Annotated in this window: 15 protein-coding genes and 2 pseudogenes; 16 read left to right on the top strand and 1 reads right to left on the bottom strand. The window is 72.1% G+C overall.

Annotated elements, in window-relative coordinates; translation table 11 throughout:
- Nucleotides 1-4 precede the first annotated feature (4 nt).
- From hisH to ACFYYB_RS07565, 5 genes and pseudogenes are all read left to right on the top strand, one after another.
- The gene (gene hisH / locus ACFYYB_RS07585; protein WP_250743832.1) at nt 5-646 is read left to right on the top strand and encodes an imidazole glycerol phosphate synthase subunit HisH; all 642 of its coding nucleotides are present in this window, start codon (nt 5-7) and stop codon (nt 644-646) included.
- Complete coding sequence (gene priA, locus ACFYYB_RS07580; protein WP_389433802.1) at nt 646-1380, top strand: bifunctional 1-(5-phosphoribosyl)-5-((5-phosphoribosylamino)methylideneamino)imidazole-4-carboxamide isomerase/phosphoribosylanthranilate isomerase PriA; 735 nt, start codon at nt 646-648, stop codon at nt 1378-1380. The genes hisH and priA overlap by 1 nt, the downstream gene beginning before the upstream one ends.
- Entirely contained in the window at nt 1377-1805 is a 429-nt protein-coding gene (locus tag ACFYYB_RS07575) for a RidA family protein (protein ID WP_389433801.1), read from the top strand. The genes priA and ACFYYB_RS07575 overlap by 4 nt, the downstream gene beginning before the upstream one ends.
- Nucleotides 1802-2557 carry an imidazole glycerol phosphate synthase subunit HisF gene (gene hisF / locus ACFYYB_RS07570; protein ID WP_266909499.1) on the top strand — a complete coding sequence of 252 codons (756 nt, stop codon included), beginning with the start codon at nt 1802-1804 and terminating at the stop codon, nt 2555-2557. Before ACFYYB_RS07575 ends, hisF begins: the two co-directional genes overlap by 4 nt.
- A gap of 28 nt (nt 2558-2585) precedes the next feature.
- A pseudogene (locus ACFYYB_RS07565) lies at nt 2586-3868 on the top strand (MFS transporter).
- Here ACFYYB_RS07565 and ACFYYB_RS07560 read toward each other — a convergent pair.
- The gene (locus ACFYYB_RS07560; protein ID WP_389433799.1) at nt 3843-4475 is read right to left on the bottom strand and encodes a TIGR03085 family metal-binding protein; all 633 of its coding nucleotides are present in this window, start codon (nt 4473-4475) and stop codon (nt 3843-3845) included. The pseudogene ACFYYB_RS07565 and the gene ACFYYB_RS07560 overlap by 26 nt on opposite strands.
- Before the next feature lie 92 nt (nt 4476-4567).
- Here ACFYYB_RS07560 and hisI point away from each other — a divergent pair, with 92 nt between their 5' ends.
- The 11 genes and pseudogenes from hisI to lgt all read left to right on the top strand — a co-directional run bounded on the left by hisI (nt 4568) and on the right by lgt (nt 13866).
- Entirely contained in the window at nt 4568-4948 is a 381-nt protein-coding gene (gene hisI / locus ACFYYB_RS07555; protein ID WP_327307206.1) for a phosphoribosyl-AMP cyclohydrolase, read from the top strand.
- Nucleotides 4949-4979: 31 nt separating this feature from the next.
- Nucleotides 4980-6470, top strand: coding sequence for an anthranilate synthase component I (locus ACFYYB_RS07550; RefSeq protein WP_389433797.1), 1491 nt, complete (start codon nt 4980-4982; stop codon nt 6468-6470).
- Between the two features lie 14 nt (nt 6471-6484).
- The gene (locus ACFYYB_RS07545) at nt 6485-7159 is read left to right on the top strand and encodes a TIGR02234 family membrane protein (protein WP_389433795.1); all 675 of its coding nucleotides are present in this window, start codon (nt 6485-6487) and stop codon (nt 7157-7159) included.
- A 150-nt stretch (nt 7160-7309) separates the two neighbouring features.
- On the top strand, nt 7310-7561 hold the full coding sequence (locus tag ACFYYB_RS07540; protein ID WP_389434944.1) for an HGxxPAAW family protein: 252 nt from the start codon (nt 7310-7312) through the stop codon (nt 7559-7561).
- A gap of 71 nt (nt 7562-7632) precedes the next feature.
- Nucleotides 7633-8103 (top strand): DUF2752 domain-containing protein, encoded by a 471-nt coding sequence (locus ACFYYB_RS07535; RefSeq protein ID WP_389433794.1) that lies wholly within the window; start codon nt 7633-7635, stop codon nt 8101-8103.
- Nucleotides 8104-8265: 162 nt separating this feature from the next.
- Nucleotides 8266-9075, top strand: a complete 810-nt coding sequence (gene trpC, locus ACFYYB_RS07530) for an indole-3-glycerol phosphate synthase TrpC (protein WP_250743801.1) — start codon at nt 8266-8268, stop codon at nt 9073-9075.
- Between the two features lie 9 nt (nt 9076-9084).
- Nucleotides 9085-9294, top strand: a complete 210-nt coding sequence (gene trpM / locus ACFYYB_RS07525; protein WP_250743802.1) for a tryptophan biosynthesis modulator TrpM — start codon at nt 9085-9087, stop codon at nt 9292-9294.
- A gap of 196 nt (nt 9295-9490) precedes the next feature.
- Nucleotides 9491-10741, top strand: a complete 1251-nt coding sequence (gene trpB, locus ACFYYB_RS07520) for a tryptophan synthase subunit beta (protein WP_327307211.1) — start codon at nt 9491-9493, stop codon at nt 10739-10741.
- Nucleotides 10738-11550, top strand: coding sequence for a tryptophan synthase subunit alpha (gene trpA, locus ACFYYB_RS07515; RefSeq protein ID WP_389433792.1), 813 nt, complete (start codon nt 10738-10740; stop codon nt 11548-11550). The genes trpB and trpA overlap by 4 nt, the downstream gene beginning before the upstream one ends.
- Nucleotides 11551-11691: 141 nt before the next feature.
- Nucleotides 11692-12477 (top strand): annotated as a pseudogene (locus ACFYYB_RS07510) (DsbA family protein); the annotation flags it as partial.
- Nucleotides 12478-12798: 321 nt separating this feature from the next.
- Nucleotides 12799-13866, top strand: coding sequence for a prolipoprotein diacylglyceryl transferase (gene lgt, locus ACFYYB_RS07505; protein WP_389433791.1), 1068 nt, complete (start codon nt 12799-12801; stop codon nt 13864-13866).
- Nucleotides 13867-13919: the final 53 nt, after the last annotated feature.

Here is a 13919-nt window from a genome sequence, read left to right as displayed (position 1 = left end):
CACCTTGACCCCCACGAAGAAGGTCGTGGTCTTCGACTACGGCTTCGGCAACGTCCGCTCCGCCGAGCGCGCCCTCGCGCGCGCCGGCGCGGACGTGGAGATCACCCGCGACTACGACAAGGCCATGGACGCCGACGGACTCCTCGTCCCCGGTGTCGGCGCATTCTCCGCCTGCATGCAGGGGCTCAAGGACGCCCGCGGCGACTGGATCATCGGCCGCCGGCTCTCCGGCGGCCGTCCGGTCATGGGCATCTGCGTCGGCATGCAGATCCTCTTCGAGCGCGGCATCGAGCACGGCGTGGAGACCGAAGGGCTCGACGAGTGGCCCGGCACGGTCGGCCCGCTGCAGGCCCCGATCGTCCCCCACATGGGCTGGAACACCGTGGACGCGCCGGCCGACAGCCAGGCCTTCGCCGGCCTGGACGAGGACGCCCGCTTCTACTTCGTGCACTCCTACGCGGCCCACGACTGGTCGCTGGAAGTCACCAACCCGCTGATCAAGGCGCCCAAGGTCACCTGGGCCACGCACGGCGAGCGGTTCGTCGCGGCGGTGGAGAACGGGGCCCTGTGGGCCACGCAGTTCCACCCCGAGAAGTCCGGGGACGCCGGCGCCCAGCTCCTCACCAACTGGATCGAGACCCTGTGATGACGACGTCGAAGAAGCTCGAACTGCTCCCCGCCGTCGACGTCCGCGACGGCCAGGCCGTCCGCCTCGTGCACGGCGTCTCCGGCAGCGAGACCTCCTACGGCTCCCCGCTCCAGGCCGCCCTGGCCTGGCAGTCCTCCGGCGCCGAATGGCTCCACCTGGTCGACCTGGACGCCGCCTTCGGCACCGGTGACAACCGCGCGCTCGTCGCCGAGATCACCGGCGCCATGGACATCAAGGTCGAACTGTCCGGCGGCATCCGCGACGACGCCACGCTCGCCGCGGCCCTCGCCACCGGCTGCACCCGCGTCAACCTCGGCACCGCCGCCCTGGAGACCCCCGAGTGGGCCGCCAAGGCCATCGCCGAGCACGGCGACAAGATCGCGGTGGGCCTCGACGTACGCGGCACCACCCTCAAGGGCCGCGGCTGGACCAGCGAGGGCGGGGACCTCTACGAGACCCTCGCGCGCCTGGACTCCGAGGGCTGCGCCCGGTACGTCGTCACCGACATCGGCAAGGACGGCACCCTCACCGGCCCCAACCTGGAGCTGCTGAAGAACGTCTGCGCCGCCACCGACCGGCCCGTCGTGGCCTCCGGCGGCATCTCCTCCCTCGACGACCTGCGCGCACTGGCCGGGCTCGTCGGGGCCGGCGTCGAGGGCGCCATCGTAGGCAAGGCCCTGTACGCCAAGGCGTTCACGCTCGAAGAAGCCCTGAAGGTGGTCTCCGCATGAGTTCCGACAACGGTTCCGCGCACACGTCCGCGAACAGTTCCGACGTCCGGCGCATCTCTTCCGGCGGCGCCTACGAGGACGTGCTCGGCTACTCCCGCGCCGTCCAGCTCCCCAACGGGCTGGTCCTGGTCTCCGGCTGCACCGGGGCCGACGCGGGCGGCCCGTACGACCAGACGAAGAAGGCCTTCTCCGTGGCCTTCAACGCGCTGGAGCAGGCCGGGCTCGGCCCCGAGCACGTGGTCCGCACCCGCCTCTACCTCACGCACGCCCGTGACGTGGACGAGGTCGGCCGCGCGCACAGCGAGCTCTTCGACAAGATCCGCCCCGCCTCGACGCTGATCATCGTCAACGGGTTCGTGGACCCGAGCATGGTCGTCGAGGTGGAGGTCGAGGCCTTCGGCCCCGTCGCCGGAGGCTCCGCATGACCCTCGCCGTACGGGTGATCCCCTGCCTGGACGTGGACAACGGCCGGGTCGTCAAGGGCGTCAACTTCCAGAACCTGCGCGACGCCGGCGACCCCGTCGAGATGGCCAAGCTCTACGACGCCGAAGGCGCCGACGAGCTGACCTTCCTCGACATCACCGCGTCCTCCGGCAACCGGGAGACCACCTACGACGTGGTGCGCCGCACCGCCGAGCAGGTCTTCATCCCGCTGACCGTCGGCGGCGGCGTCCGCACCGCGGACGACGTGGACAAGCTGCTGCGGGCCGGCGCCGACAAGGTCGGCGTGAACACCGCCGCCATCGCCCGGCCGGAGCTCATCCAGGAGATCGCCGAGCGCTTCGGCCGGCAGGTGCTGGTGCTGTCCGTCGACGCCCGCCGCACCGCCTCCGGCTCCTTCGAGGTGACCACCCACGGCGGCCGGCAGAGCGCCGGCATCGACGCCGTCGAGTGGGCGCACCGGGCGGCCGAACTGGGCGCCGGGGAAATCCTGTTGAACTCGATGGACGCGGACGGTACCAAGGACGGCTACGACACCGAGATGATCGCGGCCGTGCGCAAGCACGTCACGGTCCCGGTGATCGCCTCGGGCGGCGCGGGCAAGCTCGCGCACTTCCCGCCGGCGATCGCGGCGGGCGCCGACGCGGTGCTCGCGGCGTCGGTGTTCCACTTCGGAGACCTGCGCATCGGGCAGGTCAAGGACGCGCTGAGGGAAGCGGGCCACCCGGTCCGCTGAGGTTCGCTTCGCCCGTGGGGGGCTGGTCGTGAACGGGAACGTCTGGCGGGACGCCAATGTCCTGCGCTGGCTGGCCGCCTACGGGGCTTCGCTCGTCGGGGACGGGGTCTACTTCCTCGCCCTCGGCTGGGCGGCCGCCCAGAGCGCCGGCCCGGCCGAGGTCGGCCTGGTCATGGCGGTCGGCGCGATACCGAGGGCGCTGCTCATGCTGGGCGGCGGGGTGGTCGCCGACCGCTTCGGGCCCCGGCTGGTGGTCATCTCCTCCGACGCGGTGCGCTGCGCCGTCGTCCTGGGACTGGCGCTCGTCTTGGCCCTCGGCTCCCCGGGCCTGTGGGTCCTGGTGCTCGTCGCGCTGGTCTTCGGCATCGTGGACGCCCTGTTCATGCCGGCCGTCGGCGCGCTGCCGCCGCGGATCGCGGGGCCCGGGCAGCTCGTACGGGTCCAGGGGCTGCGCAGCCTCGCGGAACGCGTCGGGCACACCGCCGGGCCGCCGGTGGCGGGGCTGGCGATGGGACTGGGCGGGCCGGCGTCGGCCTTCGCGGTGGCGTCGGTGCTGTTCGGGGTCTCGCTGGTGCTGCTGGTGGCGGTACGGATCGCCCCGCTGCCGGCTCCCACGGAACCCGTCGCGGCTTCCACCCCCGAGACCCCTTGGCGGCAGCTCCGCTCGGGGCTCGGCTACATCCGGCGCCACGGGCTGATAGGCCCCCTGGTGCTGTCGGGAGCGCTGAGCCAGCTCGGCACCTCCGCGCCGATGACGCTGGGACTGATCCTCGTCTCCGAGGAGCGCGGCTGGGGGCCCGCCGGGGTCGGCTGGATCATCGGCGGAATGGGTGTGGGCGCGGCGTCGAGCGCGCTGGTGCTCACCCTGATCCCTAGGTTCCCCCGGGCCGGGGCGATCCAGAACCTCACCCTGATCATCGGCTCCGCGGGCATCGGCGGGCTGGTGCTGGCCCCGAGCCTGCCCTTGGCGGTGGCGCTGGCGGTGCTGACCGGCCTGGTCTGCGGGGTCTGCGGCGGCCTGGCCATCGCCCTCATCCAGACGGCCACGGACCCCTCGTACCTGGGGCGGGTCAGCTCCGTGATGGCCTTCACGGCGGTCGGCCTGGCCCCGCTGGCCTATCCCGTCTTCGGCTTCGCGGCGGACGCGTGGGGCGTGACCCCGGTCTTCCTGGCGGGGGCGGCGGTGAGCATGGCGGGCGCGATCGTGGGGACCTCGGCCCCCGCGGTCCGCCGCGCGGAACTGGCCTTCGCCTGAGGGGCCGGGCCCCGCGGGGTTCCCGAGGGGTCACATCCCCAGACGGGCCACCGTGAGCTTCGCGATGGCTTCCTTCGGGCCGTCCAGTTCCACCGCGGCGGCGTCCTGGCGGCCGAAGCAGAACAGGGTCAGTTCTCCCGGCTCGCCCGTGACCGTCACCACCGGCGCACCCTTGTGGGCCACCGCCGTCTGGCCGTTCGGGCGGCGCAGGACCAGGCCCACCGGGGAGCGGCGGCCCGTCAGGCGGGACAGCTTCTCCAGGCGGGACCACAGGGAGTCGGAGAAGACCGGGTCCAGGACGCGCGGGGACCAGTCCGGCTGGGCGCGGCGGACGTCCTCGGAGTGGACGTAGAACTCCACCGCGTTCGCCAGCTCGTCGATCTGCTTCAGCGAGTAGAGGGACATCTTCGGCGGGCCCGTGCGGATCAGCTGGATGAGCTCCTCGTACGGCTTGGCCCCGTACTCCTCCATCGCCTTGTCCAGGCGGGGCTTCAGCGCGTTCAGCAGCAGTCCGCCCGCCGCGTCCGGGCGACGCTCCCGGACCACCACGTGCGCGGCGAGCTCCCGCGTCCGCCAGCCTTCGCACAGCGTCGGCGCCTCCGGGCCCGCCGACTCCAACAGATCGGCCAGCAGCAGTCGTTCACGCTTCGCATGGGTAGACATGCGGGCCAGCCTACGGCTGGAACCCGCCCCGTGCCTGCCCATCAGGCGGACAGGGATCCTTGATCGTCCCCTGGGCCCGGCACAATGGCTCCATGAGTACGTCCTCCCTCGATCCCGCCATCGCCGCCCGCCTCAAGCGCTCCGCCGACGGTCTGGTCCCGGCCATCGCCCAGCAGTACGACACCGGTGAGGTGCTCATGCTCGGCTGGATGGACGACGAGGCCCTGCACCTCACCCTGACCACCGGCCGGTGCACCTACTGGTCGCGAAGCCGTCAGGAGTACTGGGTCAAGGGCGACACTTCCGGCCACTTCCAGCACGTGAAGTCCGTCGCGCTCGACTGCGACGCCGACACCGTGCTCGTCCAGGTGGACCAGGTCGGCGCGGCCTGCCACACCGGTGCCCGGACGTGTTTCGACGCCGACGTCCTCCCTCTGGCCGGTCCCTCCGGCCCCACCGCCGAAGCCGAATAGCCGAAGCCGATCACGAGTAAGGTCCCACGCCATGGATCTTGAGACGTTCCGCAAGCTCGCGGCCGACCGCCGCGTCATCCCCGTCAGCCGCAAGCTGCTCGCGGACGGTGACACGCCCGTCGGGCTCTACCGCAAGCTGGCCGCCGAACGCCCCGGGACGTTCCTCCTGGAGTCCGCCGAGAACGGCCGCTCCTGGTCGCGCTACTCCTTCGTCGGCGTCCGCAGCGCCTCCACGCTCACGGTCAAGGACGGCCAGGCCCACTGGATCGGAACCCCGCCCGTCGGCGTCCCGACCTCGGGCGACCCCCTGGAGGCCCTGCGGCAGACCGTGGAGGCCCTGCACACCCCCCGGGACCTCGCCTCCGGCATGCCTCCCTTCACCGGCGGCATGGTCGGCTACCTCGGCTACGACATCGTGCGCCGCCTGGAGCGCATCGGCGAGCACACCGAGGACGACCTGCACCTGCCCGAGCTGACCATGCTGCTCACCTCCGACCTGGCGGTCCTGGACCACTGGGACGGCACCGTCCAGCTCATCGCCAACGCCATCAACCACAACGACCTCGCCGCGGGCGTGGACGAGGCCTACGCGGACGCCGTGGCCCGCCTCGACGCCATGGAGGCCGACCTCGCGCGGCCCGCCCCGTACGCGCCGATGCCGCTGCCCGACTCGCAGCTCCCGGAGTACTCGGCCCTGTGGGGCGGCGAGAAGTACCAGGCCGCCGTGGAGGACGTGAAGGAGCGGATCCGGGCCGGCGAGGCCTTCCAGGTGGTGCCCTCGCAGCGTTTCGAGACCCCGTGCAGCGCCTCCGCGCTCGACGTCTACCGGGTCCTGCGGGCCACCAACCCCTCCCCGTACATGTACCTCTTCCGCTTCGAGAACGGCTTCGACGTCGTCGGGTCCAGCCCCGAGGCGCTGGTCAAGGTCGAGGACGGGCGGGCCATGGTCCACCCCATCGCCGGCACCCGGCACCGGGGCGCCACCCCGCAGCTGGACAACGAGCTCGCCGACGAGCTGCTCGCCGACCCCAAGGAGCGCGCCGAGCACCTCATGCTCGTCGACCTCGGCCGCAACGACCTCGGCCGGGTCTGCGAGCCGGGATCGGTGGAGGTCGTCGACTTCATGAGCATCGAGCGGTACTCGCACGTCATGCACATCGTCTCCACCGTCACCGGGCGCGTCGCCGAGGGCAAGACCGCCTTCGACGTGCTCACCGCCTGCTTCCCGGCCGGCACCCTGTCCGGTGCGCCCAAGCCGCGCGCCATGCAGATCATCGAGGAGCTGGAGCCCACCCGCCGCGGGCTCTACGGCGGCTGCGTCGGCTACCTCGACTTCGCCGGGGACTCCGACACCGCCATCGCCATCCGCACCGCGCTGCTGCGCGACGGGAAGGCGTACGTGCAGGCCGGCGCCGGTGTCGTCGCCGACTCGGTGCCCGAGCTGGAGGACGCCGAGTGCCGCAACAAGGCCGCCGCGGTGCTCCGCGCGGTGGCGGCGGCGAACCGCCTCCACGGCGCCTGAGCCGGTAGGGGATAGTGGGGTACGTGAGTGCCGTACCCCCGCCCCGAACCGAACACGCCGATGCCGCCGCCGAACCCGAGGCCCCCTCGGGCCGCGGCGGCCGCCGCAGCGTGGCCGTCGCCCTGCTGTTCGGCGCGCTCGGCGCCACCGTCGTCCTGCTCGCCTCCGGCCGCGTCTGGGCCCGGGGCGTCGCCGCGGTCGGCGGCGGCTCGCTGCCGGTGACCGCGGACGGGCGGGCCGTCACCGGCCTGCCCGCCGCCCTGGCCATCGTCGGGCTCGCCGCCCTGGTCGCCGTCTTCGCCGTACGCGGCCGCAGCCGCCTGCTGGTCTCGGGGCTGCTCGCGCTGAGCGGCCTGGGCGCGGCGCTGGCCGCGCTGGCCAACGCGGACGGCCGTGGCGCGCTGGACGCGGAGGCGGCCCGTACGACGGCCGACGCCGCGGCCCGCGTGGCCGGCCTGACCCACACCGCCTGGCCCTACGTGACGGCGGCCGGCGGGGCGCTGATCCTGCTGGCGGGACTGCTCGCGCTGCGCTTCGGGAGCGCCTGGCCCGCGATGGGCGGCCGCTACGAGCGCGACGGCAGCCCGCGACCGCGCAAGGCGGCCGTGGTGGACCCGGACCGGCCGGAGGACCTGTGGAAGGCTCTGGACCGGGGCGAGGACCCCACCGGCCCGGACCCGACCCGCTGAACCCGCGATCCGGCGCGTGAACCCGGACCCGACCCCGTGAACGAGGTCGCGGCCCGGTGCGGGAGAATGACCACCGAGCGTTGACCACATCACCGTTCACACAGCATGTGCGGCGTGCGACAGAGCACACCCGAGTACGAGGAGCAACTCATGGCGGGCACTAGCCACGGACACACCCCGGCCGCCTGGACCGGTGTCATCATCGCGGTCATCGGTTTCTGCATCTCCGGTGCCTTCATGGTGCTGGCGAACCCGCTGGGCTTCTACGCGGGTCTCGTCGTCGTCGTCATCGGCGGTGTCGTGGGCATGGCGATGAAGGCCGCGGGCATGGGCGCGCCCAAGTCCGCGCACCAGGACCTCGCCGAGGTCATCGCCGCGAACCGCGTCGCCGCGAAGGTCTGACGGGCCGACCGGGCGGTAGCCGGTACGCCGGTTTTCGAAAGGCGCGGCCCTGTCGGGCTGCGCCTTTTGTCATGAGCGGAGAGAATCAGCGGGTGGACGCCTCCTCTGGAACGACCGATCTCGCGCCGCCTCCCGCGCCCGTGTCCCGGGCCGGCCGGCTGGTGCGTCCGGCGCTCACGCTGACCGCGGCCGCCGCGGCCCTCGCGTACGTGGGGACCGTGGACCCGAACGAGCCCGGCCACTATCCGGTCTGCCCGCTCTTCCGGCTGACCGGGGTCCTGTGCCCCGGCTGCGGCGGGCTGCGCAGTGCCCACGCGTTCGCCCACGGCGATCTCGTGACGGCTATCGGGGCAAATGCCCTGGCGGTCGCGGGCTACTTCTTCTTCGCCGGTTTCATGGTCCTGTGGCTGGTTCGGGCCTATCGGGGGGTAGGGGCTCCGAGGCTCGTTGTAAGGCCGCTGTACTGGTGGGGGATCGGTGGGGCGGCCCTGGTCTTCTCCGTTGTCCGGAACCTGCCCATGGGCTCTTTCCTGGCGCCCTGAGGTATAGCTGAAGTAAATATTCCGGATGTCCATTTAATGGGACGCCGTCAACCGCGTGCGGAGGGCAAGGCGTCCTGCGGATACCATTTGAACTGCTGACCTTGCAGTTGTACGTGTCTGCAAGGCGGCCGACCGTCATCGACCCGGAAGGGGGCCGCTCGCGTGAGTGTGCTCGACGAGATCATCGAAGGGGTCCGCGAAGACCTTGCCGAACGGCAGGCGCGCGTCAGCCTCGACGAGCTCAAGGAGCGTGCCGCCAAGGCGCCCCAGGCCAAGGACGGCGTCGCTGCACTGCGCGGCGACAGCGTCAAGGTGATCTGCGAGGTCAAGCGTTCCAGCCCCTCTAAGGGTGCGCTGGCCGCCATCGCCGATCCGGCCGGGCTCGCCGCCGACTACGAAGCGGGCGGTGCGGCGGTCATTTCCGTCCTCACCGAGCAGCGTCGTTTCGGTGGCTCGCTGGCCGACCTGGAGGCCGTCCGCGCCCGCGTGGACATCCCGATCCTGCGCAAGGACTTCATCGTCACGGCGTACCAGCTGTGGGAGGCCCGCGCCTACGGCGCCGACCTCGTGCTGCTGATCGTCGCGGCCCTGGAGCAGGAGGCCCTCGTCTCCCTCATCGAGCGGGCCGAGTCCATCGGCCTCACCCCGCTCGTCGAGGTCCACGACGAGGAGGAGATCGAGCGTGCGGTCGCGGCGGGCGCCAAGATCATCGGCGTCAACGCCCGCAACCTGAAGGACCTCAAGGTCGACCGCTCCACCTTCGAGCGGATCGTCGGCGAGATCCCGGCCCACATCGTGAAGGTTGCCGAGTCCGGCATCCGCGGGCCGCACGACCTGATCGCCTATGCGAACGAGGGCGCGGACGCCGTCCTCGTCGGGGAGTCCCTGGTGACCGGCCGCGACCCGAAGGCGGCCGTGGCCGACCTCGTCGCCGCCGGAGCCCACCCCGCCCTGCGCCACGGGCGGAGCTGACCCGCACCCATGGCCCGAAACCGCCCCTCCGTCCGCACCCGACCGGGCTCCGGCCTGGCCGGCGTGCCGACGGCGCACGCGCCCCTGGCGCGCGGCTGCCGCCCTCGCGGCTGCCGCGCCCCGGCCCGGCGCGTGCGCGGGCGGCGGGTCCGGTACGTGATCGGCTCCGAGCCCGGTCAGGTCAACGGCATGCGATGGCGACCCGGAGTCGCGTCGTAACGAGGCCCGCCGGACGGTGTACGTCGTACACCCGCGTCCGTCGGCGTCCTCTTACGGTCCGCCCCCCGAGCCGCCGGCTCCGGGACGGGCCGCTCCGGACCCTCGTACGCCCATGCCCCAGCGGGGTGTGCGCATCGGGGGCGGACGGCGCAATACGGTGAAGACATCCGCGTCGCATCCGTAGGAGTACCTGGGCATGTCCAGCGCCAGCAGTTTCTTCATCCCGGACCCCGAGGGTCACATCCCCAACGCCGAGGGCTACTTCGGCGACTTCGGCGGCAAGTTCATCCCGGAGGCGCTCGTCGCCGCCGTGGACGAGGTCGCCGTCGAGTACGAGAAGGCCAAGGGCGACCCGGCCTTCGCGGCCGAGCTCGACGACCTGATGGTCAACTACACCGGCCGTCCCAGCTCCCTCACCGAGGTGCCGCGGTTCGCCGAGCACGCGGGCGGGGCGCGGATCTTCCTCAAGCGCGAGGACCTGAACCACACCGGCTCGCACAAGATCAACAACGTGCTGGGCCAAGCGCTGCTCACCAAGCGCATGGGCAAGACCCGCGTCATCGCGGAGACCGGAGCCGGTCAGCACGGCGTGGCCACCGCCACCGCCTGCGCGCTCTTCGGCCTCGAGTGCACGATCTACATGGGCGAGATCGACACCCAGCGCCAGGCGCTGAACGTGGCCCGGATGCGCATCCTGGGCGCCGAGGTCATCGCGGTGAAGTCCGGCTCCCGGACGCTGAAGGACGCCATCAACGAGGCGTTCCGCGACTGGGTCGCCAACGTGGACCGCACGCACTACCTCTTCGGCACGGTCGCGGGACCCCACCCCTTCCCCGCCATGGTCCGCGACTTCCACCGCGTGATCGGCGTCGAGGCCCGCCGCCAGATCCTGGAGCGCGCCGGACGCCTCCCCGACGCCGTCGCGGCGTGCGTGGGCGGCGGCTCGAACGCCATCGGCCTGTTCCACGCCTTCATCCCGGACGCCGACGTCCGCCTGGTCGGCTTCGAGCCCGCCGGACACGGTGTGGAGACCGGCGAGCACGCGGCGACGCTGACCGCCGGCGAGCCCGGCATCCTGCACGGATCGCGCTCCTACGTCCTGCAGGACGAGGAGGGCCAGATCACCGAGCCCTACTCCATCTCGGCCGGTCTGGACTACCCGGGCATCGGCCCGGAGCACTCGTACCTCAAGGACGCGGGCCGCGCCGAATACCGCGCGATCACCGACGACCAGGCGATGCAGGCCCTGCGGCTGCTCTCGCGCACCGAGGGCATCATCCCGGCCATCGAGTCGGCGCACGCCCTCGCGGGCGCGCTGGACCTCGGCAAGGAGCTCGGCAAGGACGGGCTGCTCGTCGTCAACCTGTCCGGCCGCGGCGACAAGGACATGGACACCGCCGCCCGCTACTTCGACCTGTACGACGCCTCCGAGGGGGAGACCAAGTGAGCGGCACCATCGAACTCCTCTCGGCCACCCTCGCGAAGGCGAAGTCCGAGGACCGCGCGGCCCTCGTCGCCTACCTCCCGGCCGGCTTCCCGACCGTGGACGGGGCCATCGAAGCCGTCAAGGCCGTCATCGCCGGCGGCGCGGACGTGGTGGAGATCGGCCTCCCGCACAGCGACCCGGTCCTGGACGGCGCCATCATCCAGACCGCCGACGACATCGCCCTGCGCGGCGGGGTCAAGATCGCGGACACCCTGCGGACCGTCCGCGAGGCGTACGAGGCCACGGGCGCCCCGATCCTCGTCATGACCTACTGGAACCCCATCGACCGCTACGGCGTCGAGCGGTTCACCGCCGAGCTCGCAGAGGCCGGCGGCGCGGGCTGCATCCTGCCCGACCTGCCGGTCCAGGAGTCCGCGCTGTGGCGCGAGCACGCCGAGAAGCACGGTCTGGCGACCGTCTTCGTCGTGGCGCCGAGCAGCAAGGACGAGCGGCTCGCCACCATCACGGCGGCCGGCTCCGGCTTCGTCTACGCCGCCTCCCTCATGGGCGTCACCGGCACCCGCGAGTCGGTCGGCAACCAGGCGGCCGACCTGGTCCGCCGCACCCGCGCCACCAGCGACCTGCCGGTCTGCGTCGGACTGGGCGTCTCCAACGCCGTCCAAGCCAAGGAGGTCGCGGGCTTCGCCGACGGCGTCATCGTCGGCTCGGCCTTCGTGAAGCTGCTGCTCGACGCGCCGGACCTGACCGCCGGGCTGGCCGCCGTCGAGGCACTGGCGGGCGAGCTCGCCGCGGGAGTGCGCCGGAGCTGAGGCGTACGCGGGACACCGACGGGCGGCGCGTTCGATCGCGCGGCCGGACCCCTGAGCGGGTTCTGTAGCCCGATCGGGTGGAAGTAGGGGCAGGGAGGCACGAGAGTGCCTCCCTGCTTCGTTTGGCCGAACGTGAGCGACATGAACGACGGTGCGAACCGCGATGCGACGAAACGATCGGCCCGCGAGCGACTCCAGGTGGAGCGCGAGAAGCAGAAGGCGAGGGACAAGCGACGGCGGACCCTCGTCGTGTCGGCGGCGGTGGTCGGCGTACTCGGGCTGGCGGCCGTCGTCGGCCTGATCGCGGCGAACACCGGCAAGGGCGGATCCTCCGCCAAGGGCGGCCCGCTGGTGGCCCCCTCCGGGGCCACGGGCAAGGACGCGCTGGCCATCCAGGCCGGCAAGGACGAGGCCCCCTCCACGCTGACCGTGTGGGAGGACTTCCGCTGCCCGGCCTGCAAGGCCTTCGAGACCAATTACCGGGACACCGTCCACGAGCTGGAGGCCAAGGGCCTCCTCAAGGTCGAGTACCACCTCGTCACCCTGATCGACGGGAACATGGGCGGCACCGGCTCGCTCAAGAGCGCCAACGCCGCCGCCTGCGCGCAGGACGCCGGGAAGTTCTCCTCGTACCACGACGTGCTCTTCGACAATCAGCCCGAGGAGACCAACGACGCCTACGGCAAGAACGCCAAGCTGCTGGAGCTGGCCGGGAAGGTCGACGGGCTGGACACCCCCGCGTTCCGCACCTGCGTCGAGGACGGTACGCACGACAGCTGGGTGAACAAGTCGCAGGACGCCTTCCGCGCGGGCAAGTTCCGCGGGACCCCGACCGTGCTGCTCGACGGCAAGGACATCTTCGCGGACCAGGCCAACCCGCTGACCCCGCAGAAGCTGAAGGAGAAGGTGGAGGCGGCCGGCAAGGGCGGCCCGGGCGGGGTGAAGGGCTCGCCGTCGGCGTCGCCGTCATCGTCTGCGTCGGCATCGGCGTCGGCGTCCGGATCCAAGTCCAAGTCGAAGTCCGGATCGCCGTCGTCCTCCGCTTCCGCGTCGGGCTCGGCGAAGGCCTCCCCGTCCTCTTCGGCCCGCTCGGCGGGACGGTCGGGCACGGGCGGTTCGGGCTCCGCCGACGCCTCCCCGGACCACGACGGGATGCCCATGGGGCACTGACGGCCGTCTCGATTCGGCAGCAGCTTGCCGGACGGGTTGCGGTCACCACCGTCCGGCAAGGTAGCGTCGGCTCTTGCCATGAACCTTGCCTTCATTCCCAGTCCGTCGACGGGCGTGCTCCATCTCGGGCCGATCCCGCTGCGCGGCTACGCGTTCTGCATCATCATCGGCGTCTTCGTCGCCGTCTGGCTCGGCAACAAGCGCTGGATCGCGCGCGGCGGTAAGCCGGGCACGGTCGCGGACATCGCCGTGTGGGCGGTGCCGTTCGGCCTGGTCGGCGGTCGCCTCTACCACGTGATCACCGACTACCAGCTCTACTTCGGCGAGGGCCGCGACTGGGTCGACGCCTTCAAGATCTGGGAGGGCGGCCTCGGCATCTGGGGCGCCATCGCGCTGGGCGCGGTCGGTGCCTGGATCGGCTGCCGCCGCCGCGGCATCCCGCTGCCGGCCTGGGCCGACGCCCTGGCCCCCGGCATCGCGCTGGCCCAGGCCTGCGGACGCTGGGGCAACTGGTTCAACCAGGAGCTGTACGGCCGCGCCACCGATCTGCCGTGGGCGGTGAAGATCAGCGACGGCCCGAACCGGGTCGCCGGGACCTACCACCCGACCTTCCTCTACGAGTCCCTGTGGTGCGTCGGTGTCGCCCTGCTGGTGATCTGGGCCGACCGCCGCTTCAAGCTCGGACACGGGCGGGCGTTCGCGCTGTACGTCGCGGCGTACTGCGTGGGGCGCGGCTGGATCGAGTACATGCGGGTCGACGAGGCCCACCACATCCTCGGTCTGCGCCTCAACGTCTGGACCTCGATCATCGTCTTCGTGCTCGCCGTGGTGTACCTGGTGCTGTCGGCGAAGCTGCGGCCGGGCCGCGAAGAGGTCGTCGAGCCGGACGCCGACGCTGACGCCGTGGCCGGCGCCAAGGACGGGGACACCCCGGCCGGGGAGGCCGGCGCCGAGGGCGACCAGACCAAGGACAAGGCCAAGTCCAAGTCCAAGGACAACGCCGGGGACAAGCCCGCGGGCGAGGTCACCGCGGAGGCCGAGGACGACATCACGGCCGACGCCGGGGCCGGGGCCGAGCCGGTGGACGCCGAGGGCGAAGCCGACGGCAAGGACAAGGCCGAGGTCCCCGGGGCCAAGAAGCTCTGACCGGAGCGACGGTCGAAACGGGAGGGGCGCCGCGCACATCGCGCGGCGCCCCT

This window comes from Streptomyces sp. NPDC002886 (assembly GCF_042888445.1).
GTDB lineage: Bacteria > Actinomycetota > Actinomycetes > Streptomycetales > Streptomycetaceae > Streptomyces.
Note: the sequence above shows the minus strand (reverse complement) of the source record. Positions and strands in the feature narration are given on the sequence as shown.

What these genes read in the sequence shown, in the direction of transcription:
- trpB (WP_327307211.1), top strand. Translation starts at nt 9,491, where the DNA reads ATGTCCAGCGCCAGCAGTTTCTTCATCCCGGACCCCGAGGGTCACATC.
- hisI (WP_327307206.1), top strand. Translation starts at nt 4,568, where the DNA reads ATGAGTACGTCCTCCCTCGATCCCGCCATCGCCGCCCGCCTCAAGCGC.
- lgt (WP_389433791.1), top strand. Translation starts at nt 12,799, where the DNA reads ATGAACCTTGCCTTCATTCCCAGTCCGTCGACGGGCGTGCTCCATCTC.
- ACFYYB_RS07560 (WP_389433799.1), bottom strand. Translation starts at nt 4,475, where the DNA reads ATGTCTACCCATGCGAAGCGTGAACGACTGCTGCTGGCCGATCTGTTG.
- trpM (WP_250743802.1), top strand. Translation starts at nt 9,085, where the DNA reads ATGGCCCGAAACCGCCCCTCCGTCCGCACCCGACCGGGCTCCGGCCTG.
- ACFYYB_RS07575 (WP_389433801.1), top strand. Translation starts at nt 1,377, where the DNA reads ATGAGTTCCGACAACGGTTCCGCGCACACGTCCGCGAACAGTTCCGAC.
- ACFYYB_RS07550 (WP_389433797.1), top strand. Translation starts at nt 4,980, where the DNA reads ATGGATCTTGAGACGTTCCGCAAGCTCGCGGCCGACCGCCGCGTCATC.
- ACFYYB_RS07540 (WP_389434944.1), top strand. Translation starts at nt 7,310, where the DNA reads ATGGCGGGCACTAGCCACGGACACACCCCGGCCGCCTGGACCGGTGTC.
- hisF (WP_266909499.1), top strand. Translation starts at nt 1,802, where the DNA reads ATGACCCTCGCCGTACGGGTGATCCCCTGCCTGGACGTGGACAACGGC.
- ACFYYB_RS07535 (WP_389433794.1), top strand. Translation starts at nt 7,633, where the DNA reads ATGAGCGGAGAGAATCAGCGGGTGGACGCCTCCTCTGGAACGACCGAT.
- priA (WP_389433802.1), top strand. Translation starts at nt 646, where the DNA reads ATGACGACGTCGAAGAAGCTCGAACTGCTCCCCGCCGTCGACGTCCGC.